Below are 23822 nucleotides of genomic sequence, written 5' to 3'. Positions count from 1 at the left end.
TTGTCTTTGGCAACTGAATATACACGCTCACCTACTACTTGAGAAGCCATTTAAAATGTTTACTTATCTCGCATCTTGATTCAATTCCATGTAAAATGTGGGCCTTAAAATTATCTATCAAAATACATTGGAGTACTCCATGAACGCTACTGTAGAACAGCTTGCACCTGTAGAACAGCAAGCGACGACTGGTTGGGTTGTTGCCGCACTTTATCAATTCAAAGAAGTTCAAGATCCTGCTGATCTTCAACAACGTCTTTTAGACTTGGTAAAAACCATCAACCTATGTGGTACTCTGATTGTAGCGGGCGAAGGCATTAATGGTACGGTTGCAGGCGACCGTGCCGCGATCGATACGATTCATCAATTCCTTCTAAATGAAGGTTTTAACGAAATGGAATACAAAGAGTCTGACAGTACAGACAAACCATTTCGTAAAATGAAGATCAAACTTAAAAAAGAGATCGTGACTTTAGGCGTTGAAGTAAAGCCACGTGATTTAGTCGGTCACTACCTTGATCCGAAAGAGTGGAATGAGCTGATTGCTCGTGATGACGTCATTTTGATCGATACTCGTAATGACTATGAATACAAAGCCGGAACATTTAAGGGTGCTATTGACCCTAAAACAGAAAGTTTCCGCGAATTTCCAGAGTACGTTAAGCAAAACCTTGAACAGCACAAAGATAAAAAAATTGCGATGTTCTGTACAGGTGGTATCCGTTGTGAAAAATCAACCTCCCTTCTTCTTCAAGAAGGTTTCAACGACGTTTATCACTTAAAAGGCGGCATCTTAAAATACTTAGAAGAAACCCCTGCTGAACAAAGCATGTGGGAAGGCGAATGTTTCGTTTTTGATGGTCGTACTGCGGTCACTCATGGTGTTGAAGAAGGCCTTAACATTAAGTGTCATGCTTGTGGTTGGCCACTTCTTCCTGCTGAAGCAGAAGAACCTAGCTATGAACATGGTGTGTCATGCAAATACTGTATCGACAAAACCACAGAAAAACAAAAAGAAGGCTTCCGTATGCGCCAGTCGCAGATTGCTGCGGCTAAACGTAAACGCCTTTAAAATCATTCAGATGATTTAATTCAAGAATAAGCCCTCGTTTTAGGGCTTATTTTTTTATCCAGTTCACGTTTTTTAAAAATATTTAACAATTTTGTCACAATATTTAACTCAACCTGAGTCATAATGTATAAATAATAAGCTAAAGTGGTGCCCTCTAGGTCTCCACATAACAATAAAAATGACATGCCTAAACGACGAAAATAGGATGATTGCCATGCATAAAATAATCATGCCCCGCCATCGCACATTGATTCGCAATGCTGCAGCAAACCGTATCGAGCAATATCACAATACCAGCTTCAACCAAATCAAAAGCAAGCTTGAACAACGCACGCATTTGTTTATTGTGGTTTTGGGCATGTTGATTGGTTCAAGTATCGCGCTCGGCATTGGTTACCATTTAAGCTCAAATCTCTTAAATTATACGTTGCTCAGTTTAATCCCGGTTGCGTTGGCTTATAGCTTACGTAAAGTCTATATTCACACCTTAACCCACACCCGTTTCGACGAATAGAAAACAATACATTTCAATTCTTTACCCAACTGCGATAAGTCCTTAAGATAACTTATCGCATTTATTTTTATGGTCTATATGAACCTCACTGCATGGATCATCTCCGTCATGGAACAACTGGGTTACTGGGGAATAGCCTTACTGATGTTTCTTGATAATGTTTTTCCGCCTATTCCTTCTGAAATTATTATGCCTTCGGCAGGTTATGCCGCCTCACAAGGTGAGTTGGTTTTAGTTGGGGTCATTATTGCAGGATGTATTGGTTCACTCTTTGCCGCAGCAGTGCTGTATTGGATCGGCTATCAATTTAAACAAGAACATATTTTCAGATGGGTCGACCGCTATGGTAAATATCTATTTATCAAATCCACCAATGTAAAAAAATCCTTAGATTGGTTTGAGCAGTATGGTCACCGTATTGTATTTTTTGGTCGTATGATTCCTGCTGTGCGTTCACTGATTAGCATCCCTGCGGGGATAAGCCGTATGCCCTTTTGGAAGTTCATGTTTTATAGTGGGCTCGGTACAATTATCTGGACGACATTTTTAGCAACAGTCGGTTATTACTTTGGTGAAAACCAAGCACTGATGCATCAAATTTTTAGCAAAGTCGGTTATGTCATTATTGCCATTGGCGCTGTGATTATCCTTTGGTTTTTATATCGCAGGCATTTGCGTAAAACACGCAGCTAATTTATTTTGGGGAAATACATGAAACACTATTTACTGCATTTTGCGGCGGTATATAGCATTGCTTTGGTGCTGTTAATCACCGTACTGGTCTTTGGTTTAAACCTTGGCGGTTTAACCTTAATTCCGACCTTAGTGGCTTGTGCACTAATTAGTGTCGGGCACTTCGTAAAAAAAGAACACCGTGTTCCAAACAATCATGAAAAAATTCAACTGGTTTGGGGCTCCAGTGCTGTCGCAATTATCATCGGTAGTTTCTTTGTACTTTTTTTAGTACTAATGAATCCCAATGCTGAAGCGATTATGAAATCCGTCGATAATGCTGGCATTGGACTCACCGCTGTCGTTATGCTGTGTATGGTCGCGATTCATGGTGCTATTTTTCATATTGCCTATGGTTGGTACGCAGACTATTGTTTTAAAAAGTTACCATAAAAAAACACCTCATTTGAGGTGTTTTTTTATGGTCGCTAGATAACGATCAAATGTCGCACGTCATTAGTCCTTTTGAGTGGAAAGTGCTATTAACTTTGTTTGGCTAGCTCTCATTTCTTCAATCAACCAATCTTTAAAAATGACTTTATTTGGATCATCCTCAAAAGGAGATGCGGAAAGTAAATAATAAGCGGAGCCATCTTGCACAATCGGGTTAAGCATATCTAACATTTGAAAATCGAGCTCTTTTTCAACCATATAAGCTGAAACCACTGTTGCCCCCAACCCTGCTAAAGAGGCCTCTATGCACAAAACAACTGAGTCATCGGTGCTAAATGTTTATAACGCGATACATATACCATATGCTCATCTGCTATTTTTTCGCTATAAATGGCCTTGCCCCAGTCAAAATCATTGCGCCTTAGGGCCAAGTCGATGTTTTGTACTTTAAAATCCGCTTCTTCACCACCTGTTAACAAACTGATATCAGTCTCAGGATAGCGTAGCTTAAATTGAACCAAGCACGGAATCAGCCATTTCATGGCGATGGTCGGTTCACAGGATAAGATTAAGGTCTTCTTCTCATTCTTCTTTTCTCTTGTTATCTGCACGAGGGACTGGTCAATCTAAGGAAACACCTGCTCACAACAATCAAACAGTGTTAGGCTATCACCCGTAACTTTTTGCCGTCACAAATAAATAAACAACGCCCCAGTACCTCTTCCAAATTTTTTAACTGCTTACTGACCGCCCCTTGAGTGACAAAGAGTTTTTCAGCAGCGATGGTGACACTGTCATAAGGGGCGACATAATAAAAAAAACTTAAGAGAATTCAGTGACACGCGCTCAATCATTCCAAAAACTCATCAATAGCAATAATTAAAATCGATTTTCACTATAGCAAATATATGAAAAATATATAAATCCTTTTAATTCAAGCTGAACAAGGATCAATGAGTGAATGAAATTATAGCAATTGCAATCATCACCCTACTTGCAGTCATTAGTCATGGTGCTGACTTCTCTTTGGTCAGCCGAAATAGTTATCTATATGGGCATAAACAAGGGATCTATACCGCATATGGTATTGCTTGTGCTATATGGATACACATTAGCTATAGCGTACTGGGGCTCAACCTCTTAAAGCACTACATTACAAAACTATTGCATATCATTCAATATATTGGCGCACTGTATCTGATGTATATCGGGTATAAAACATTTAACCAACTGCAAATTAGTGATCATATCACTCATACTTTGCTGCGCCCACGGCAAGCACTTATACAAGGTTTTCTGGGCAACAGTTTGAATCTCAAAACTACAATATTTGTGATGAGCATCTTTGCACAGTTACTGCGAGGCAATCATGGTCTAACGCATTTAATCGGTTATGGCATGTTTATCTCGGTCAGTCATCTGCTATGGTTTTTGCTCATTTCACTATTCTGTTCAACCCCAGTGATCCAAAATAAGATTTTACGCAAACAAGTGAGTATTAACCGTGTCATCGGTACCATACTCGCAACTTTAGGACTTTGCTTATTTCTCACAAATTAAGCATGAGTGGTACCTGCGTTTAAACACTAAAATTTGGGCATAAAAAAACGTCCTCTAGGGACGTTTTTTTATTTGCTTGCTAATGCCTGCGTCGCTGATGTCACGACACAAGAACAATTACGCTGGTGTATGATACATCAGATAAAGTTCGTTTAAGTTCTCTGGAATTTCTTCTGCAAGCTCATCCATTAACTGACCGTTACGACGGAAAGTTTCCATTTGCGGATCTTCTTCATCAATCCCACTAAATACCATAATTGGTAAAGTAAGATCGACCAGTTGCTCTTCAAACTCAGGCGTGAACCATGCATCTTCATTGAGGAACATTGCATCGACAAAACCAACGCTCCAATCCCCTAAACTTGACTCAACATCTGCCTCTTCAATTTCAAAAGGAAATTCAATCCCTTCTTCATTGGCAAGGTTTTGACGAATAGACTCAAGCCAAGCTTTCACTTGCGCGATGATCTCGGCAGGTACTTTCTTTTGATTATTATCAAAAAGTTCATCCAACCATTTTGCAAAAGTAGGACCAACTGCAATTGCACACAAGAAACCATGAGTCGCTGCAAAATCTAGACCATACTCATTTTGGTCACCATCTAGATATTCACTCAATAAGTCTAAATCTAAAGCACTCATTTCAAATCCAAATTCAGAAACTGATTAGGGCATTAGCATAGCATTTTCAGACACGATGCTACATCTGATTTTAGTCTTCTTCGTCGTCAAAATCGTCATCATCGTCGATGTCGTAATCAAAATCTTTAAGCTCACGTTCCAGACGACGCTGTGCAAGAAGGTCATCAATCAGGCGACGTTTTTCTAATGATTCTTTCGCACTAATTTTACTTGATGACTCATCAAAATTAACATCATCATCAGCGTAGTTATCATCTAGTTCAAAATCTGTAGAAGACACTAAAACTACCTCATAGTGAAAAAATGTGAAGGGTCTTAGCCGCTATTTATATGGGTTACAGAACCTTGTCAAGTTTTATTTGTATTTAGAGCAATTAATTTGATTTTTAGTCTTTATTTCTAACCAATTTTTATGGCATGATATAATCCACCCTGCGTCTTTGTAGTTTACGACTTTAAATGGTCACATAAAATCCAAATTGTTCAGATTTCAAATTTGGGTTTTGAACTTGCGCACGCTAGGGATGAACTTGAAAACAACAAATTCACCCCCATCTAAATCACTGAATTTATATTTATAATATTTTATCAGGCAGCTTTTGGCTGACTATCCCTGATGGAATACGCAGTTATTTACAAATAAGTTTATGAAGCGAATTGTGCCCAGATGCACAGTTTTCCACTGCCACAGATTCAACGAAGAGTAAGCAAAGATGAGCGATATGACTTCCCCTACTTCACAAGTAGCGGCTCTGATTAGCCGAGGCAAAGAGCAAGGTTACCTAACTTACGCTGAGGTTAACGATCATCTCCCAGACTCGATTACTGAAAGCGAACAGATTGAAGACATCATTCAAATGCTTCAAGACGTCGGTATTCCTGTGCACGAACGTGCGCCTGAATCTGATGATGCAATGTTTGAGGGTGGTAATGAAGCTGCTGATGAAGTTGCTGAAGAAGAAGCCGCTGCTGTTCTTGCCTCTGTAGAAAATGAACCCGGTCGTACCACTGACCCTGTCCGCATGTATATGCGTGAAATGGGTACTGTTGAACTGTTGACGCGCGAAGGCGAAATCAGTATTGCAAAACGTATAGAAGAAGGGATTCGTGACGTTCTTCACTCGATTGCTTACTGGCCAAATGCGGTTGAAGTGGTATTACAAGAATACAAAGATTATGAAGCAGGCGAACGTCGCCTTGCTGACATCCTTTCAGGTTATTTAGACCCTGAAACTGATGAAGCGATTCCAGAAGTCCTCGAAGAAGAGTCTGAAATTGATGAAGAAGATGATTCTTCAACCAAATCAACCAAAGATGTAAAATTGGATGATGACGAGGAAGAAGAAGAGTCTGAAAGTGATGATGACTCTGAGGGTGAATCTGGCCCAGATCCTGAAATTGCCAAAGTGCGCTTTGACGAACTGACTGCTGCTTGGAAAAACACCCGAACCATCATCGAGAAACATGGTCGTTCAAGCAAAGAAGCAGAAGAGGCTTTAGAGTCACTTGCAACTGTGTTTATGATGTTCAAATTTACACCACGTTTATTTGACATCATTTCAGAAATGATTCGTGGTACACATGAACAAATCCGTACCTCTGAACGTGAAGTAATGCGTTACGCAGTACGTCGTGGTCGTATGGATCGTACTCAATTCCGTACCTCTTTCCCAGGTCAAGAGTCAAACTTTGCTTGGTTAGATGAACAAATTGCGAAAGCTTCGCCAGACCAAAAAGGCTATCTTGAAAAAGTACGCCCTGACGTTTTAGCGTTCCAACAAAAAATTGCAGACATTGAAAAAGATTTGGGTCTTGATGTTAAAGGCATCAAAGAGATTTCAAAACGTATGGCTGTAGGCGAAGCGAAAGCACGCCGCGCGAAAAAAGAAATGGTTGAAGCGAACTTACGTTTGGTCATCTCGATTGCGAAAAAATATACCAACCGTGGCTTACAATTCTTGGACTTAATCCAAGAAGGTAACATTGGTTTGATGAAAGCGGTAGACAAGTTTGAATACCGTCGTGGTTATAAGTTCTCGACTTATGCAACGTGGTGGATTCGTCAGGCCATTACTCGTTCGATTGCCGACCAAGCACGTACCATTCGTATTCCAGTACACATGATCGAAACCATTAACAAGATCAATCGTGTATCACGCCAACTTCTGCAAGAAATGGGCCGTGAACCAACACCTGAAGAACTCGGTGAACGTCTGGAAATGGACGAAGTTAAAGTGCGTAAAGTGCTGAAAATCGCTAAAGAACCAATTTCGATGGAAACACCGATTGGTGATGATGAAGATTCGCATTTGGGTGACTTCATTGAAGACAGCAACATCACTTCACCTGTCGATGCTGCAACATCTGAAGGCTTAAAAGAAGCAACGCGTGAAGTGCTTGAAAACTTGACTGAACGTGAAGCGAAAGTCTTGAAAATGCGTTTTGGTATCGACATGCCAACGGACCATACTTTGGAAGAAGTAGGTAAACAGTTTGACGTGACACGTGAACGTATTCGTCAGATTGAAGCGAAAGCACTGCGTAAATTACGTCACCCTTCTCGTTCTGAACACTTACGTTCATTCCTAGAAAACGACTAATTGATACCGATACATTGGAGACTTGAAATTTAATCACGAGTCTCCATTAAGTATTTAAGAGCAACACCTAACGTCTGCAGTTTCGTAGGCGTTTGAAATAAGGGGGACTGACGCTCATGACTATGTTAGACCGTACACCATCACGTGAATTACAAGAACATCTTTGGGTATTCCCGATGGACTACCCAATCAAACTCATTGGCTTTGCCAGCACTGAGTTACATGTTGCCGTGGTTGAAATTTTAGTCAAACATTTCCCTGATTTTGATGGTGAATCGATCCAAGTCCAACCATCACGCACAGGTAAATACCATTCTTTAACTGCTCAATTGCGTTTTGAAGAATTAGAACAAGTTCATCAACTGTATGCAGACCTTGCGGCTTGTCCGTTAATTAAAACGGCTCTGTAATTCAAATGATGTATCAATGAGACACGCTTAAGAGCGTGTTTTTTTGTGCCTAAATTTTTGATCTATTGAATTCAGCTTATTCACTGAAGAAATCCCCCTACGATCTAGATCTTTTCTTTATAATTTCAGACATACTTTTTGTTTTATAAGGACGCAAGTGCCGTGTCAGATGACGTTCTCAAACCACAACTGATTATTCGTCAGTTTGATAATTTAACTTCTTATGCTGACCGCTTTGTTGAAATGAAAGCACTGACTGAACAACGGGATGCAGACACACCCGATGAACTTTGGATTCTGCAACATCATGATGTTCTCACTCAAGGTCAAGCTGGAAAACCTGAACACATCCTCATGAGCAGCAACATTCCCGTGGTACAAACGGATCGCGGGGGGCAAGTCACTTGGCATGGTCCTGGGCAGTTGGTTGCCTATTTTATGTTTGACCTCAATCGGCTTGGTTGGAACGTCCGTACCTTGGTCTCTTATGCTGAAAACCTAATGATTGAGTTACTCAAAAAATATAAGATTGAAGCCTATGCTAAACCTGATGCACCTGGCGTGTATGTCGATGGACGCAAGATTGGCTCACTGGGTTTTAAGATTCGTAAAGGCCGCAGTTATCACGGTTTATCCTTAAATATTGACTGTGACTTATTTGGTTTTCACACCATTAATCCATGCGGCTATGCGGGCTTAGAAATGGTGCGTATCTCAGACTTCAAATCAGACTACCCGCGTTTTGAAAACTTATGTACCGACATTATTGAAACTTTACAGCACAGCGGTTACTTTAAAGAAGTTCAAGTACAGCATATATAAAGGCTTTGCTTTTCATGGAAAAATAAATTAGAGTATTTACTCTAAACTAATAATTATTTTTAGAAAGGACAACAGCGAGTGATTAACGTAAATTCTGTGAAACCCGCTCTGCAATTGACCTATGTCAAACTTATGATGGATGTGATTGGCCGAGGATTGGTCATGGCCAGCCAAGTCGATAGTGAAATGAAGCAAGAAGTTGCCAAATTTCCGGCCAATTTCACCTTATCGATGAATGTCTTTCCAAACGGCCCGGCTTTTTTAGCCAAAGTGACCGAAAACCATCAACTCGAACTACTTACTCCGGGAAGTTTAAAGGCAGATTTAACCATCACCTTTAAACATCTAAGCCACGCCTTTTTGGTGTTTTCATTTCAAGAAAGTACAGCACAAGCTTTTGCACACGACCGTATGATTGCAGATGGAGATATCTCCTATGCAATTCGCCTCGTCCGCTGTCTGAATAAAATGGAAGCTTTGATTTTACCGAAAATGGTCGCTGAACTTGCCGTCAAAGAATACCCAACTGAATTGGGCTTAAAAGAAAAACTCACAGGCGCTGCAAATATTTATCTCAAAGTAGCCCAATCATATTTAAAACGGAGTGCATAACATGGCGAAGCCTTATTACGAATTTTTCTGTCCTGTAAAAGTGATCGCTGGTCATGCTGCTTTAGAACACATTCCGTTTGAACTGGCAACATTAGGCGCAACCCGACCTTTAATCATTACCGATAAAGGTGTACGTGCCAATAACTTGCTAGCACCCATTGAAGCGGCTTTTGAGTCTACCGATGCGGTTATTGGTGCAATTTTTGATGATGTTCCATCCGATTCAAGCTTAGAGACGGTGCGTAAAGCGGCAAATTTATATCGTGAACACCAGTGCGATGCGATTATTGCTGTCGGTGGCGGATCGGTGATTGACACCTCGAAAGCCACCAATATTTTGGTATCTGAAGGTGGTGATGACTTACTCAAATACTCTGGGGCACACAACCTACCTAAACCACTCAAACCCTTTTTCGTGATCCCTACCACGTCAGGTACAGGTTCTGAAGTTACGATGGTTGCAGTGGTGTCTGATCCAGAGAAAAATGTCAAACTGCCTTTCGCATCGTACTATTTAATGCCGCATGCTGCGATTCTCGATCCACGCATGACCCAAACCCTGCCACCACACTTAACTGCGATGACCGCAATGGATGCTATGACCCATGCCGTCGAAGCTTATACATGCATGGCACACAATCCGATTTCAGATGCCTATGCTACGGCAGCAATTAAGAAAGTCAGCAACCACTTGTTTAATGTGCTGGATAATCCAAGCGATGCCAATGGCCGCTTAGAATTGGCTCAAGCTTCGACCATGGCTGGCATTGCATTTTCAAACTCGATGGTGGGCCTTGTACACTCACTTGGACATGCTTTAGGTGCCGTTACCCACTTGCCGCATGGACTATGCATGAACATGTTCCTCCCTTATGTGCTTGAGTTTAATAAGGAAGTGAATGGAGATAAGATTGCAGACCTTCTATTACCGCTTGCAGGGCCAGATATCTATGCGCAGACTCCTGCTCACCTACGTGCTGAAAAAGCCATCAGCACATTACTCACCATGCGTGATCGCTTATTTACCCTAACCAAGTTACCCCGTACCTTGAGTGAAACAGGAAAAGTAACCTTAGAACAACTGGATGAGGTCGCAGAAAAGGCCCTCAACGATGGTTCAATCATTTACAATCCGAAAGAAGCCAGCTTAAAAGATTTAAAAGCAATTTTAGAAAAAGCTTGGTAATTCATAAAAAATCAGCCAATATAGCAACAATCTTAGCCTGATGCTTTTTCAAACATCGGGCTTTTATTTGCCATAAGGAATAATGCTTTCCTTATACCTATTGGCATAAAAACTGCTAAAAAATCTGAAAAAGTTACTGACAAAAGCGGTCAAATTAATGTAGATTGGCGAACTTTTGAAATTAAACACAGGGGGGATCGTTCGTCTCAAACGATCCTTATTAAACATGACTGATCCTTGATCAACGATTAAGAGGATAACGCCGTTGACTAATATTTCTGGGACTCAATCGGCAGCTAAACTGCAAAAAACGCTAGGTCTCTGGCACATCATTATTATTGGTTTAGCTTATATTCAACCGATGACATTATTTGATACTTTTGGTTTAGTATCAGAAGAAAGTCATTATCATGTTCCAACGTCATATATTATTGCTTTAATTGCAATTTTATTCACATCGATCAGTTATGGTCACATGATTCGTCGCTACCCTTCCTCGGGTTCAGCCTATACCTATGCGCAAAAATCCATCCATCCGAATGTCGGATTTATGGTCGGTTGGTCATCATGGTTAGACTATTTATTGTCTCCAATGGTCAACATCATTCTTGCCGTGATTTACCTTGAAGCCTTATTCCCTGATGTAAACCATTGGGTCTGGGTGGTAGGTTTAACTGCATTTATGACCGCGGTCAACTTACGTGGTGCACGCTTCGTTGCAAACTTTAATGGTTTGATCGTTTTTGTACAGTTAGGTGTGATTGCTTACTTCACGTGGATGGTTTACAGCTTACTTGCTGGTGGCGTCAACGCAGATGGTACTTTGGTCAATGCTAAATATCAGTTATGGAGTTTAGAGCCATTCTGGAATGAACTTACTACACTGGGTCCCCTAATTACTGGCGCGACTTTACTGTGCTTCTCATTCACAGGTTTTGACTCGCTCAGCTCGCTTGCAGAAGAAACAAAAGATACCGAGAAAACACTCCCTAAAGCGATTTTCTTAACGGCACTCTTGGCTGGTTTGATCTTTATTATCAGCACCTACTTCATGCAGATTTACTTCCCGAATGATCCAAAGACTTACTTTGAAGATGTTGCTGCAACACAGCCTGACATTTTACAAGCAGTCGGTGGCGTTGCCTTTAAAACGGTGGTGTTGTACTTTGCGATTGTGACTGTTATGGCATCAGGTATTTCGGCACATGCAGGCGTTTCACGCTTAATGTATGTAATGGGGCGCGATGGCGTGATTAACAAGAAGATTTTTGGTCACATTAGTCCGAAAAGCTTTACACCGTCTTATAACATTCTCATTGTAGGTGCTGTAGCATTAACCGCTGGCTTCATGGACTTAGACATCGTTATTTCGATGATCAGCTTCGGTGCGTTAACTGCATTTACCTTTGTAAACTTATCAGTGATTTCACGATATGCACTACGTGATGGTCGCACAAAGAATATTAAAGATATCTTTAGCTTTGTGGTGATTCCAATGTGTGGATTCCTTAGTATCTTTGCCATGTGGCTAGAAATTGAAGAAACCGCGTTGAAATTCGGTTTATGGTGGGCAATGTTTGGTATTTTATACTTAGGTTATAAAACCAAAGGCTTTAAGCAACCTGCACCACAACATAATGAATTTGAAGATCCGCTCTAATCTTTCATTCAAAAGAAAAAGACGCCAAGTGCGTCTTTTTCTTTTCTAAACTAGAGCTAAAAAACTAGCCCTTAAATTGCTTGGTTATTTTAGCAATACGTTGTGCATAGACTTTTGTGGTTTCGAGATCCCCAGTTGGGATTTCATCCGTACTTGCATCCGATGGTGATTGCACCAACAAGCCTACAGAACCACCCAAATTATTTACATCTTGACGGGTTGCCGCTTTACTGTTGGCAGGCAATAAGCCCAAGCTTACCCAAATACCGCCATGCTGTGATGCAAGTGTTTGTAGTTGAATTAAGGTCACTTGCTTATCACCATTTAAGCTTGCACTATTAGTAAAGCCACCGAAAATCTTATCTTGCCATGCGCGGGTAAACCATTTCTTTGAAGATGCATCGGCAAACTTTTTAAATTGCCACGGTGCAGTACCCATATAAGTTGGTGCACCAAATACAATTGCATCAGATTGATCCAATGTCTGCCAATCTTGCTCTGAAATATCTCCATTTGGGTCAATCTCCACCAAATTTGCACCAATTTCTTGCGCAAAAGTTTGTGCAATCACTTTGGTATGTCCATAGCCTGAATAAAAAACCACTGAAATATTTGACATTTTAGTTTCCTCTTTTGAATCACTTGATTGACATTGCTTCGTCAAGCATGACGCTGCGTAAACCATTAAAAATAAATAGTATGAAATATCTTAAACACTTGGCTGATCGGGCTTGAGCTTCACATAACTTGCAACTTCAGCACTTAGGTCCTGCTTCAACTGCTGGGTCTTTTCACCGACCAAAACTTCATACGCATTTTGCTCGATGCCTTGAAATATTTCTTGAGCTACTGTTTCTAACGCAATCTTTAGAATAGGTAATGAACGAGTCAGATCGGTGTCAATAAAACCCATATGCCCCCATGACCTGAATATTAAACTGAGACAACCACTGACGACTTAAGTTGGTATATGACCATGCTGCCGCCTTGGAAATGGCATAACTGGTCAAAACAGTGCTTGACTCCCAGAATATATCCGAGAGAATGTTGACCAGATAAGCCTGTTGGCTCTTTTTCAAGATCGGAGCAAAAATTTGCGTCACTCTCATCAAGCCCAACAAATTGGTTTCCAAAATCTTTTTTCGTAGTCGCAATGATATTAGCATCGACAGGATGCTCATTCAAAAGCGCAATGCCCGCATTATTCACAAGAATTGTGGTATCTGCACATTGTTCTGCTGCCTGCTGAATAGATACTTCGTCATTTACATCGAGTTGAATCGGGGTAAGCCTTTCTTCCTGAAAACTCCCAATCTGGCGCATACCCACGTAGATCTCTTTAGCGCCCTGACGACGTGCCTCCCAAGCGATGGCAAGTCCTAAGCTACGGTTCCCACCCGTAATAAAAACAACAGCCTCTGAAACTTTCTTTATGTGATCCATCCAATTGCTAGCATCTTGCGAAAGCGTATTCTAATGACAGCGCTGCATTAAGTCTGTACTCATGATACACTTATGAAACCTAGTATCAATTAGTTACTACTTGATAACTGGTCTGATTGATTGTTTCAAATGAAGATAGAACTTAAAAGGAGCATGATTAGAAATGAATAAGCCAACGAAATTTAATATTTTTCATCCAGATTGTCCTTCTCGTCTTTTTTTTGAAAAATTTGCAGACAAGTGGATTTTATTGATTGTGTATACGCTGGATCAAGAGTCACAGCACTTTAATGAGCTTAAGAAAAATGTTTTAGGTATTTCACCTAAAGTACTGTCACAAAAATTAAAAATCTTAGAGCGCGATGGTTTTTTGACACGAACCATTCATGAAGACAACGTGATTCGCGTGGAATATGCGTTAACCGAGATTGGCAAAGACTTTGCTCAAAATACCTATCAAATGAAAGATTGGGTCGAAGCCAATATGCTTAAAGTTTTAAAATCCAGAGCTGGATTCGATCAAAAGCTAGAATAAACAGAGCCCGCTTAAGCGGCCTCTATCATAGCAATTTGATTAGACTAAAGGCTTAAAACCCTGCTGACGCCATGCTTCATAAACAATCACGGCGGTCGCATTGGATAAGTTCAAACTGCGCGAGTTTTCAGCCATGGGCAAACGAATCCAATGCTCTTTTGGAAACAGCATACGAATCTGTTCAGGCAGACCACGCGTCTCAGGTCCCATAAGTAACGCCACGGGACGATTCAAATCCGAAGTATGCGGCGTTTCCGTTCCTTTGGTGGTTAAAGGATAAATCGCATTTATATCGACACCTTTTTCAGCTAAATTTGCTAAACACTCATCGAATGTTTCCCAAATTTGCATACGCGCCCACTCGTGGTAGTCCAAACCTGCACGTTTGAGTTTTTTATCATCCAGTTCAAAGCCGAGTGGCTTAACCAAATGCAGCTGCGCTCCAGTATTAGCACATAAACGAATGATATTGCCTGTGTTTGCAGGAATTTCGGGCTCGTATAAAACAACATGGATCACAGCTTTTCTCTACTCTTTCAATCTGGCAAAAGTTAATCTTGCCACTGTAATTGTTCACGCAAACTTACTACATCACCAATGATGGTCAATGTAGGCGCTTGAATATGATTTTCTTCAACTTTTGATGCGATATCCGCTAAGGTCCCGACCAGCACTTTTTGTTCTGGCGTGGTACCTTTCGAGATCAAAGCAACAGGCATGTCTGGGCGCTGGCCATGCTCAATTAACTTTTCACAAATTTTTTCTAAACCAACCAAGCCCATGTACAGCACAAGTGTTTGATTCTGATAGACCAACTCATCCCAAGGTAACTCGGGCGAACCTTCTTTTAAATGGCCCGTAAGGAAACGCACGCTTTGCGCATAATCGCGATGTGTCAACGGAATGCCTGCATAAGCCGAACAACCCGAAGCCGCAGTAATACCTGGCACCACTTGAAATGGCACACCTGCCGCAAAAAGCTCTTGAATTTCTTCACCACCACGACCAAAGATGAAAGGATCACCACCTTTTAAACGGCAAACACGTTGACCTTTTGAGGCATATTCCACTAGTAAGGCATTGATGCCTTCTTGCGGTACAGCATGGTTAGAACGGGCTTTACCCACATAAATTTTTGTTGCATCGCGACGGCAGAGTTCCATAATCGCAGGAGAAACCAAACGATCATAAATCACCACATCGGCTTGTTGCATCAAACGCAATGCTTTGAGGGTTAGCAACTCAGGATCGCCTGGACCTGCACCAACCAAATATACCTCACCTTTCGGCGTTTTCCACTCCAACAGCGCTTGCTCGATTAAACGATCTGCTTCTACGAGATTGTCATGAAAAACCTGTTCTTTCAGGGGGCTTGCATATAAGTCTTCCCAAAAAACACGGCGCTCGTCAGGATTAGAAATCTTCGCTTTCACCGCTGCACGCCATTTTCCTGAAAACTCAGCCAACTTACCCATCCCATGTGGAATGCTGGTTTCAAGCTGAGTACGAATTTGGCGAGATAAAACGGGGGATGTACCATTGCTGGCCACTGAAATCACCAAAGGCGAACGATCGACAATGGCAGGAACCATAAAACGGCAATGCGGTGGATCATCAACACTGTTGACCAGTATTTTAAGCGCTTCACAGTCCTCAAAGACTTGAGCATTCACTGCATAATCATCTGTTGCAGCAATCACTAAACGATAGTCATTGAGTTGAATCTGCGCAGGATATAGCGCTTGGATATATTGCCCTTGGCTTTCTTCAACCAGTTGCAATAAATTTTCATCAATATCAGGAGCAATGATATGAATCACTGCCCCTGCTTTATGTAACAACACTGCCTTACGGTAAGCAATATGCCCTCCGCCGACAATCAGACAAGGTTGATGTTGCAACTTTAAAGAGATTGGAAAAATATCCACACACGACCTCAATGAGTTTTATCTGACTGTCTTAAAGCAATTATTGTGCACAAAACTGTGCAGTATTACATCGACTTTATTAGTCAATGTACTCAGCGCCGCCCATATAAGGACGAAGAACGGTCGGAATTTCAATCGAACCATCAGCACGTTGGTAGTTTTCCATGACCGCAAGTAAAGTACGGCCCACAGCCAAACCAGAACCATTCAGCGTATGCACAAATTCAGTTTTCTTTTGGTCTGCACGGTAGCGTGCTTTCATACGACGCGCTTGGAAGTCACCCATGTTTGAACATGAAGAAATTTCGCGGTACGTGTTTTGACTTGGTACCCAAACTTCAAGATCATAAGTTTTAGTTGCACCGAAGCCCATATCACCACCACAAAGAATGATCTTACGGTACGGTAAACCAAGTGCTTTCAAAATCCCTTCAGCGTGACCTGTAAGCTCTTCAAGCGCTTGCATTGAATCTTCTGGTTTAACAATTTGCACCATTTCAACTTTGTCGAATTGGTGTTGACGAATCAAGCCACGCGTATCACGACCATATGAACCTGCTTCACTACGGAAACATGGCGTATGTGCTGCATATTTAAGTGGTAAACGGTCTGCATCAATGATTTCATCACGCACGAAGTTGGTTACAGGCACTTCCGCAGTTGGAATAAGGTAATACTCTTTTTCACCTTGTAACTTGAATAAATCTTCTTCAAATTTAGGCAATTGGCCTGTACCACGGAGTGAGTCAGCATTGACTAAATACGGCACATAAGCTTCGGTATAACCATTTTCTAAGGTATGCGTATTCAGCATGAACTGGGTAATCGCACGTTGTAAACGAGCAAGTGGCCCTTTGAGCACACTGAAACGAGAACCTGTCAATTTGGTCGCTGTTTCAAACTCAAGACCACCCATCCACTCCCCTAAGTCAGTGTGATCTTTAATTTCGAAGTCAAACGTACGCGGCGTACCCCATGTGAGGATTTCCACGTTATCACTTTCGTCTTTTCCTTCAGGAACAGACTCATCTGGCAAGTTTGGAATGCTGAGTGATTTCGCTTCAAGTTCAGCTTGTAATTCAGACAAAGCGACTTCTGCCGCTTTGATTTCATCACCAATCGCTGACATGCGCATCATAATTTCAGATGCATCACCACCAGCTTTTTTAATTTGGCCAACTTGTTTTGCACCCGAATTACGTTCAGCTTGAAGAGATTCAGTTTTGGATTGAATCTCTTTACGGCGAGCTTCTAGTGATGCCCATTCTTCAACATTCAGTTGTACACCACGTTTTGCTAAGGCTAAATTTACAGCCTCAATATTATTTCTGAGTAATTTCGGGTCGATCATAGCCAATCTTTTGCAAAGAAAAAAACTGGCTATAGTGTAAGCGCTTCAGGCCGAAAAATACAGTCACGCGATCACTAGCTGTGGCTTATTACAGCAATTTTCATGGCTTTTTTTTGCTCGCTTTTTCTCGTTCAGCTGCATAATCGACAAAACTCGGCAAATATTCTGCCTTAATTAAGCCGCTGGCTTGTTGATACGGTAAAACCAATTCAGACATCCCTTCTGCATAAGATGCTAATTCGTATAAGGGATAAACAAACACCACACCTTTGGCACTCATATAATAATTATCGGTCAGCTTCAATTGCTCACGTGAAATATTATGATCGGACAGCCACATGCTATTGGCACTATGCAATGCATCTAATAATTGAGACTCCGTCTTGTCCACCACAATGTCACTCAGCGCAACCCGTTTTTTCGTTGCCAAATCTAAGGTGATATATTCGTTGTGATACATACCATGTGCGGCGCGTGCTGGGTAGTGATAATACATCAAGACAAAATCAACATATTTTCCACGCTGTGCCACATAACGGACATCAGACAAAGTTTCACTGAGCATGTTTTCATCGATCTGTGGCTTTGCTTGCTTCGAGCTTTCAAACGCCACAGGATTGGCTTTTTTCATGCGCTCATCAAAATATTGATTGATCCATGGGACATTAGTGTCCAAGCTGTACAACTGATATTTGGTGCACCCTTCTTCATCACAAGCAATAGAACGCGCCAATTGTAATGGTCGAACTTTCGCCTCAATCAGTGGCAAGCTCTGTACGACTTGAGCTGGTTTAGCTGTCTCTTCATTTTTTGCAGCGTTAATGTCATTTTGTGGTTGGCATGCGCTGAGCAATCCAACGCACAACATCATTGCGAAGACAGATCCAATTTTATTGTTATGAAGTAATATCATGATTTACCCGCAGTTACGTATTCAATAGCACAGACTATACAAAGCACAGCCATAACTTCCCACCACGTTATGTAACTGAACGTGACCCAATAAAAAACCACCCGAAGGTGGTTTTAAACAACAGACTCATTTTATTGGTCAATAATGTCTGTGCCTTTAGGCGGCGTAAAATTAAAGGTTGAAGCTGGAATATTGGTATTTACCTTAGTGTTATTAAAACGCACATAGGTTGTTTGTCCCAAAGAATCTTCTAAGATCATTAGCGTTGGCGCATTTTTCGCACCAAAACTGATCGTTAAACTTTGAAACGCACCATCATCGCTTTTTGGGTACAGGGTATAGTAAGTTTTGCTCTGATTTGGTTGCGTAATACGGTATGACTTACGAATCTGTTCCGTATTCCCTGACAATAATAGTGCAGGGGTATTCGCCACCTGTTCATCTAAAGTCTGACGAACCGCTTGCTGTAAGTCTGGATCATAAATCCATACCGTTTTGCCCGAAGTTACAATAGTTTGCTTCGCAGGGCTTGTGGTTTCCCAATAGAATTTTCCTGGACGCTCAACTTTCATCACCCCTTTAAAGGTCTGATTCATATGCTGAGCAGATAAACCTTGTTTCTTCGGTGCTTTAGATGAATTTGTGACTTTAGTGGTTTGCTCAAAGTTAGAACTAATACTTTGAATACCACTCAACTGTTTCACTAAACTCGTCGTCGCCTGTTGCTCCGATGCTGCAACCGGAGCTGCAAATACTGTACTGCTCATAACAGGGCCAAGTGTTACTACACCTACTGTCATTGCACATAAAGTCTTACGAAGCATTTTCATAATCTCACCTTTTATAATTTGCGCAGTCGCAATTTGTTAGATGAGCTATCTTAAATCAAATTTTATGGCTAATAATTGAGAATATAAGAAGATTTGTATATTTATTGGTGCTTAATGTTGTGAAATATCCATCATGATGAAGAGAAGATGTGCTCTTTAGATATAGAAAAGCCTCTAAATGTGCAGAGGCTTTTCTAACTAAGTGGCTTTTTTTGCACAAACACCTAACACTATAATTTTATTATAGTTATTTTTTATTAAGTTTTCAAAAAACCTTTAAAAATCAGAATCTTGCAAAAGATTTATACAACAAATACCTTTTACACTATTATTACACCCTTATTTTTCGTGATTTACATCGCCATTTATTCGTATTTAGTGTTTTGTTTTAAAATTACAAGAAAAATAAGCTAACAATATGAATAGACGAAAAAAAACCCACAAAACTGTGGGTTTTCTTACTATTAAAACTTACGCTTCAACAGTTACGTAGCGACGGCCAAACTGACCTTTCACTTCGAATTTTACTACGCCGTCAGCGGTTGCAAACAAAGTATGGTCGCGGCCCATACCAACGTTTTGACCTGCGTGGAATTCTGTACCACGTTGACGAACGATGATGTTACCAGCAGTCACAGATTGACCACCGTAGATTTTAACACCAAGCATTTTAGGGTTCGAATCACGACCGTTCTTAGTCGAACCACCGGCTTTTTTAGTTGCCATGTCTCATTACTCCTCGTGATTAGCCTGAAATAGCTGTAATTTTCAACTCAGTGAACCATTGACGGTGACCTTGTTGTTTACGGTAGTGTTTACGACGACGCATTTTTACAATACGGATCTTGTCGTGACGACCATGGCTAACTACTTCAGCAGTTACAGTAGCACCAGCAACAACTGGAGCACCGATTTGAATGCTGTCACCATTTACTAGCATTAATACGTCATCAAACGTAATAGTTGCGCCAGTTTCAGCTTTCAACAATTCAACTTTAAGGGTTTCACCCTCTACAACACGGTGCTGTTTACCACCGCTTTGGATTACTGCGTACATAATGTACTCCAAACATGCCCGTGTCGTCGTGCCGATAAAGGAATATATCGATCTTAATACGAACGCCACTGGGGTTAATCAAGGGCAAGGATTTTAAGTGATATTGATTCAAACAACAAGAGATTTGCCGAACTTATTAGACTAAATTAACGATTATTTAATAATCGAGAAAAACTCAATCAACAAATTAAAGTTCAACTCTTGCTTGACTTTGCTTACAATGAAATAGATTTTTAAAATCAATCCGCTATAGTATGGATGAATTGATTTTTAAAATGTAAATAAGCCTACAAATGCAGTACGCTTATACATTGGGTAAATAAGGAACTGTCTTTCGTAAAATATAGCCTCGCACGCTAGCGAGTCTCATTTATGATTAAAATGAATCATTTAGACAGGTATCCCTATTTGCACAATATTGGTAATGCTGATTTTTATCACTTTATATACATGAGGCCTCTCTTCAAATGACCATCGACTTTAAGCAAGATATTCTCGCCCCTGTAGCTCAAGACTTTGCCACGATGGACACATTTATTAATGAAGGCATTACCTCTAAAGTTGCATTAGTCATGGCGGTGAGTAAACATGTGGTTGAAGCAGGTGGTAAACGCATGCGTCCCATTATGTGTTTATTGGCTGCGAAAGCCTGTGGTGCAGAAGATTTGGAGCGCCAGCGCAAACTTGCTGCCATCATTGAAATGCTGCATACCGCAACCTTAGTCCATGATGATGTGGTCGATGAATCTGGCTTACGTCGTGGTCGCCCAACGGCCAATGCAACTTGGAACAATCAGACCGCTGTACTGGTGGGTGACTTTCTGATTTCACGCGCCTTTGATTTGTTGGTCGATCTCGGTGATATGACCTTGCTCAAAGATTTTTCTACAGGGACTTGTGAAATCGCTGAAGGTGAAGTGCTACAACTTCAAGCACAGCACCAACCTGAAACCACAGAACAAACGTATTTAGATATTATTCACGGTAAAACCTCACGTTTATTTGAACTGGCAACTGAAGGTGCTGCAATTCTCTCTGGGACACCGCAGTACCGTGAACCGCTGCGTTTATTTGCAGGCCACTTTGGCAATGCCTTTCAAATCATTGATGATATTTTAGATTACACCTCAGATGCAGAAATATTAGGTAAAAATATTGGCGATGATTTAATGGAAGGTAAACCGACTTTGCCGTTAATCTCAGCATTGAAAAATACAACGGGTGAAGAACATGACATTGTTCGTCGAAGTATTGCGACAGGTGGAACAAGAGATCTTGATCAAGTCATTGCTATCGTAAACAGTTCTGGCGCACTAGATTACTGCCGACAACGGGCGCATGAAGAAACCGAAGCCGCACTTCAAGCATTACAGGCTTTACCTAACAGCCAATATCGTCAAGCACTGGTCAATTTAACCCAACTGGCTTTACATCGAATTCAATAACAAATGATGCTTTAAAATGTTTTTAACTTGCCTATGCATATAAAATTTAATGATCTGTTTTTTCAAATGCAGCAACAGCTTGAGCAACCTCAAGCTGTTTTAAATGATCAACTTTTAATTGAGTTGGTGGAGCGTATTCGTCCAACGGATGCGTATCAAATCGATGAAATCCATCAAAAATTTCAAGCTCTCATTCAAGCATTACTCATCACTCCCGATGCCGCTTCAACCTTACAAAGCTTTGTGTTGCGGCTTATTTCCCAATATAAACAGACCAGTCTTTATGCCGACACAGGCATCTTGTCTTTAGATGGGTTTTGGAATCAATTGTCACAGCGTTTAGGGGCACATTTTCTCCCGCTGATTAATGACGAAACTCAACTACAAGATTTAGTCCGTCGCGTTTTCCCCAACCGAAGTGATAAATATTGGCTCGATAACATCCGGGACAGTGACTGGCTACAACTGCTGAACCTGCTCAATCACGGGCATGCCAATCAAAAAGAAAAAGTCAAAATTCGCAGTGAAGTGATTAAAGCCATTACGGTGTTGTCTTATCGGATAAGTGGTATTGGTTTATATCCAGAGTTTATTAATGCACATCCTGAGCTGACCGAATATGAATCGCCTTTTTTAGTGCAGAACCGGGAAATTGTCGAATTTATTCAACAGTATAAAAAAGCACATCAAGACGCAGAAACCTCGAGTGTGGTTGCACCACCCGACGCTTCCCAAGCGCTGGTCATGATTGAGCAGTGTCGTGATGTGGTATTGAAAATTCGTCGTGCGACTAGACGTATTGGAGTCAGTGTCAGTTTAACCTATCTTATTTCCTTACTTGAGCAATGCTTAGACCGCGTTGAACTGTTGCTCAATTTAATTGTAGAAGAAGGCGAAGTACACTATGAAGCGGTGAGTATGCTCTTGGTCGATATTACCGCTGCGATTTATAGCGAACGCAGCGTACGCTCTCTACTCACTACAAATAGTGAACTAATTGCGTTACAGGTAACTGAAAATGCCAGTAAAACCGGTGAACACTATGTAAGTACAGACAAACAAGGCTTTTTAGCCATGTATAAGTCCGCAGCGGGTGCAGGAGTTATTATTGCCATTATGGCAACGCTCAAAACCTTGTCGGCACGTATGGTCATGGCACCACTCATGCAAGCCTTTATTTACAGTATGAATTACTCACTAGGTTTTATGCTGATTCATGTCTTGCATTTTACTGTAGCGACCAAACAACCCGCGATGACTGCTGCAGCCCTTGCAGCAACAGTACAACACCGCAAAGGTTCTAAAACCGCGCAAATTGCTGAACTAGCAGCATTGATTATCAATATTATCCGTACCCAGTTCATTGCTATTTTGGGAAATATCTCGATTGCCATACCCGTTGCAGCCTTTATTGCATGGGCTTGGGCAACGGGACTACACGAACCGCTGATGACCCATGCAAAAGCCAGCAAAACACTACATGACCTGAATCCATTTACCTCCTTAGCCATTCCCCATGCTGCTATTGCTGGCGTGTGTTTATTTTTGTCTGGTCTGCTAGCGGGCTATTTCGATAATATGGCAGTCTACCGCAAAGTTGGTCCTCGCTTAAAAGCACATCCCCGTCTCAAAACCATCATGCGACAAGAACGGCTCGATAAATTTGCAGGTTATATAGAACGTAACTTAGGTGCGTTAGCGGGTAATTTTTTGTTCGGAATTATGCTAGGAAGTATGGGAACCATTGGCTATATTTTGGGTTTACCCCTAGATATTCGCCATATTGCCTTTGCGTCTGCAAACTTCATTCAAGGTCTAATGAATATTAATGGTAGTCCTGAGATTGGCTTGATTATTGTATCTTTCCTCGGGGTACTCGCTATTGGTCTGACGAACTTATTTGTTAGTTTTACCCTCACGATTATTGTGGCTTTACGCGCACGTCGGGTCCGTTTTGAACAGTGGAAACCGTTAGCAAAATTGGTTTTAACCCATTTTCTAACGCGACCAAGTGACTTCTTTTGGCCACCGAAAGTACCTCTTGAAGTTGAGGAAAGTTTGAACAATACAAAACACCATACAAAATGATTTTGTACCGATTTTGAGCTCTTGTTACA

24 protein-coding genes and 2 pseudogenes are annotated in these 23822 nt (G+C 41.1%); 14 read left to right on the top strand and 12 right to left on the bottom strand.

The window, feature by feature from the left end:
- Positions 1 to 139: 139 nt before the first annotated feature.
- The 4 genes from ACG9ZB_RS01095 (at position 140) to ACG9ZB_RS01080 (ending at position 2711) form a co-directional block, all read left to right on the top strand.
- Positions 140 to 1072 carry a rhodanese-related sulfurtransferase gene (locus tag ACG9ZB_RS01095; protein WP_419323544.1) on the top strand — a complete coding sequence of 311 codons (933 nt, stop codon included), beginning with the start codon at positions 140 to 142 and terminating at the stop codon, positions 1070 to 1072.
- 214 nt (positions 1073 to 1286) lie between these two features.
- Entirely contained in the window at positions 1287 to 1586 is a 300-nt protein-coding gene (locus ACG9ZB_RS01090; RefSeq protein ID WP_333653403.1) for a hypothetical protein, read from the top strand.
- Positions 1587 to 1664: 78 nt separating this feature from the next.
- Positions 1665 to 2279 carry a DedA family protein gene (locus tag ACG9ZB_RS01085; protein WP_419323799.1) on the top strand — a complete coding sequence of 205 codons (615 nt, stop codon included), beginning with the start codon at positions 1665 to 1667 and terminating at the stop codon, positions 2277 to 2279.
- A gap of 18 nt (positions 2280 to 2297) precedes the next feature.
- Positions 2298 to 2711, top strand: coding sequence for an ABZJ_00895 family protein (locus tag ACG9ZB_RS01080; protein ID WP_004695488.1), 414 nt, complete (start codon positions 2298 to 2300; stop codon positions 2709 to 2711).
- A gap of 63 nt (positions 2712 to 2774) precedes the next feature.
- Here the strand turns inward: ACG9ZB_RS01080 and ACG9ZB_RS01075 are convergent.
- Positions 2775 to 3565 (bottom strand): annotated as a pseudogene (locus tag ACG9ZB_RS01075) (LysR family transcriptional regulator).
- 103 nt (positions 3566 to 3668) lie between these two features.
- Here ACG9ZB_RS01075 and ACG9ZB_RS01070 point away from each other — a divergent pair.
- Positions 3669 to 4271: a LysE family translocator gene (locus tag ACG9ZB_RS01070; protein ID WP_419323542.1), complete on the top strand. Its 603-nt coding sequence runs from the start codon at positions 3669 to 3671 to the stop codon at positions 4269 to 4271.
- Positions 4272 to 4388: 117 nt separating this feature from the next.
- Here the strand turns inward: ACG9ZB_RS01070 and ACG9ZB_RS01065 are convergent, their stop codons facing one another.
- Both ACG9ZB_RS01065 and ACG9ZB_RS01060 read right to left on the bottom strand, forming a co-directional pair.
- A complete protein-coding gene (locus tag ACG9ZB_RS01065) occupies positions 4389 to 4913 on the bottom strand; it encodes a YecA family protein (protein ID WP_004695482.1) in 525 nt (174 codons plus the stop codon).
- A gap of 70 nt (positions 4914 to 4983) precedes the next feature.
- The gene (locus ACG9ZB_RS01060) at positions 4984 to 5193 is read right to left on the bottom strand and encodes a PA3496 family putative envelope integrity protein (protein ID WP_004982817.1); all 210 of its coding nucleotides are present in this window, start codon (positions 5191 to 5193) and stop codon (positions 4984 to 4986) included.
- 433 nt (positions 5194 to 5626) lie between these two features.
- Here ACG9ZB_RS01060 and rpoD point away from each other — a divergent pair, with 433 nt between their 5' ends.
- The 6 genes from rpoD to ACG9ZB_RS01030 all read left to right on the top strand — a co-directional run bounded on the left by rpoD (position 5627) and on the right by ACG9ZB_RS01030 (position 12203).
- Entirely contained in the window at positions 5627 to 7513 is a 1887-nt protein-coding gene (rpoD, locus tag ACG9ZB_RS01055; protein ID WP_419323540.1) for an RNA polymerase sigma factor RpoD, read from the top strand.
- A gap of 122 nt (positions 7514 to 7635) precedes the next feature.
- Complete coding sequence (locus ACG9ZB_RS01050; RefSeq protein WP_039890011.1) at positions 7636 to 7923, top strand: YbeD family protein; 288 nt, start codon at positions 7636 to 7638, stop codon at positions 7921 to 7923.
- 162 nt (positions 7924 to 8085) lie between these two features.
- On the top strand, positions 8086 to 8745 hold the full coding sequence (gene lipB / locus ACG9ZB_RS01045; protein ID WP_419323538.1) for a lipoyl(octanoyl) transferase LipB: 660 nt from the start codon (positions 8086 to 8088) through the stop codon (positions 8743 to 8745).
- A gap of 132 nt (positions 8746 to 8877) precedes the next feature.
- The gene (locus ACG9ZB_RS01040) at positions 8878 to 9357 is read left to right on the top strand and encodes a hypothetical protein (protein ID WP_419323797.1); all 480 of its coding nucleotides are present in this window, start codon (positions 8878 to 8880) and stop codon (positions 9355 to 9357) included.
- Between the two features lies 1 nt (position 9358).
- On the top strand, positions 9359 to 10543 hold the full coding sequence (locus ACG9ZB_RS01035) for an iron-containing alcohol dehydrogenase (protein WP_419323536.1): 1185 nt from the start codon (positions 9359 to 9361) through the stop codon (positions 10541 to 10543).
- A 265-nt stretch (positions 10544 to 10808) separates the two neighbouring features.
- Positions 10809 to 12203 carry an APC family permease gene (locus ACG9ZB_RS01030; protein ID WP_419323534.1) on the top strand — a complete coding sequence of 465 codons (1395 nt, stop codon included), beginning with the start codon at positions 10809 to 10811 and terminating at the stop codon, positions 12201 to 12203.
- A 64-nt stretch (positions 12204 to 12267) separates the two neighbouring features.
- On the opposite strand, the gene ACG9ZB_RS01025 is transcribed toward ACG9ZB_RS01030, so the two are convergent.
- Positions 12268 to 12822, bottom strand: a complete 555-nt coding sequence (locus ACG9ZB_RS01025) for a flavodoxin family protein (protein WP_332476632.1) — start codon at positions 12820 to 12822, stop codon at positions 12268 to 12270.
- Positions 12823 to 12912: 90 nt separating this feature from the next.
- Positions 12913 to 13646, bottom strand: a pseudogene (locus ACG9ZB_RS01020) (SDR family NAD(P)-dependent oxidoreductase).
- Between the two features lie 163 nt (positions 13647 to 13809).
- Here ACG9ZB_RS01020 and ACG9ZB_RS01015 point away from each other — a divergent pair.
- The gene (locus ACG9ZB_RS01015) at positions 13810 to 14181 is read left to right on the top strand and encodes a winged helix-turn-helix transcriptional regulator (RefSeq protein WP_419323532.1); all 372 of its coding nucleotides are present in this window, start codon (positions 13810 to 13812) and stop codon (positions 14179 to 14181) included.
- A gap of 39 nt (positions 14182 to 14220) precedes the next feature.
- Here the strand turns inward: ACG9ZB_RS01015 and ACG9ZB_RS01010 are convergent, their stop codons facing one another.
- The 7 genes from ACG9ZB_RS01010 to rplU all read right to left on the bottom strand — a co-directional run bounded on the left by ACG9ZB_RS01010 (position 14221) and on the right by rplU (position 20260).
- Positions 14221 to 14700: a tRNA (cytidine(34)-2'-O)-methyltransferase gene (locus tag ACG9ZB_RS01010; RefSeq protein ID WP_419323530.1), complete on the bottom strand. Its 480-nt coding sequence runs from the start codon at positions 14698 to 14700 to the stop codon at positions 14221 to 14223.
- Positions 14701 to 14732: 32 nt separating this feature from the next.
- On the bottom strand, positions 14733 to 16109 hold the full coding sequence (gene cysG / locus ACG9ZB_RS01005) for a siroheme synthase CysG (protein WP_419323528.1): 1377 nt from the start codon (positions 16107 to 16109) through the stop codon (positions 14733 to 14735).
- 79 nt (positions 16110 to 16188) lie between these two features.
- On the bottom strand, positions 16189 to 17460 hold the full coding sequence (gene serS / locus ACG9ZB_RS01000) for a serine--tRNA ligase (RefSeq protein WP_419323526.1): 1272 nt from the start codon (positions 17458 to 17460) through the stop codon (positions 16189 to 16191).
- A gap of 100 nt (positions 17461 to 17560) precedes the next feature.
- Entirely contained in the window at positions 17561 to 18331 is a 771-nt protein-coding gene (locus ACG9ZB_RS00995) for an RsiV family protein (protein WP_419323524.1), read from the bottom strand.
- A 173-nt stretch (positions 18332 to 18504) separates the two neighbouring features.
- Positions 18505 to 19203, bottom strand: coding sequence for an outer membrane lipoprotein chaperone LolA (lolA, locus tag ACG9ZB_RS00990; RefSeq protein ID WP_010327331.1), 699 nt, complete (start codon positions 19201 to 19203; stop codon positions 18505 to 18507).
- Between the two features lie 471 nt (positions 19204 to 19674).
- Positions 19675 to 19929 (bottom strand): 50S ribosomal protein L27, encoded by a 255-nt coding sequence (gene rpmA / locus ACG9ZB_RS00985; protein WP_004695443.1) that lies wholly within the window; start codon positions 19927 to 19929, stop codon positions 19675 to 19677.
- Between the two features lie 19 nt (positions 19930 to 19948).
- On the bottom strand, positions 19949 to 20260 hold the full coding sequence (rplU, locus tag ACG9ZB_RS00980) for a 50S ribosomal protein L21 (protein ID WP_004695441.1): 312 nt from the start codon (positions 20258 to 20260) through the stop codon (positions 19949 to 19951).
- Positions 20261 to 20727: 467 nt separating this feature from the next.
- Between rplU and sdsA the strand changes: the two genes are divergently transcribed.
- Together sdsA and ACG9ZB_RS00970 are read left to right on the top strand one after the other, a co-directional pair.
- Positions 20728 to 21705, top strand: coding sequence for an All-trans-nonaprenyl-diphosphate synthase (gene sdsA / locus ACG9ZB_RS00975; protein WP_419323522.1), 978 nt, complete (start codon positions 20728 to 20730; stop codon positions 21703 to 21705).
- Positions 21706 to 21738: 33 nt separating this feature from the next.
- Complete coding sequence (locus ACG9ZB_RS00970) at positions 21739 to 23793, top strand: site-specific recombinase (RefSeq protein ID WP_419323520.1); 2055 nt, start codon at positions 21739 to 21741, stop codon at positions 23791 to 23793.
- Positions 23794 to 23822 lie beyond the last annotated feature (29 nt).

The organism is Acinetobacter johnsonii, assembly GCF_048551975.1.
GTDB lineage: Bacteria > Pseudomonadota > Gammaproteobacteria > Pseudomonadales > Moraxellaceae > Acinetobacter > Acinetobacter johnsonii_A.
This window is presented reverse-complemented; position numbering and strand designations above follow the sequence as displayed.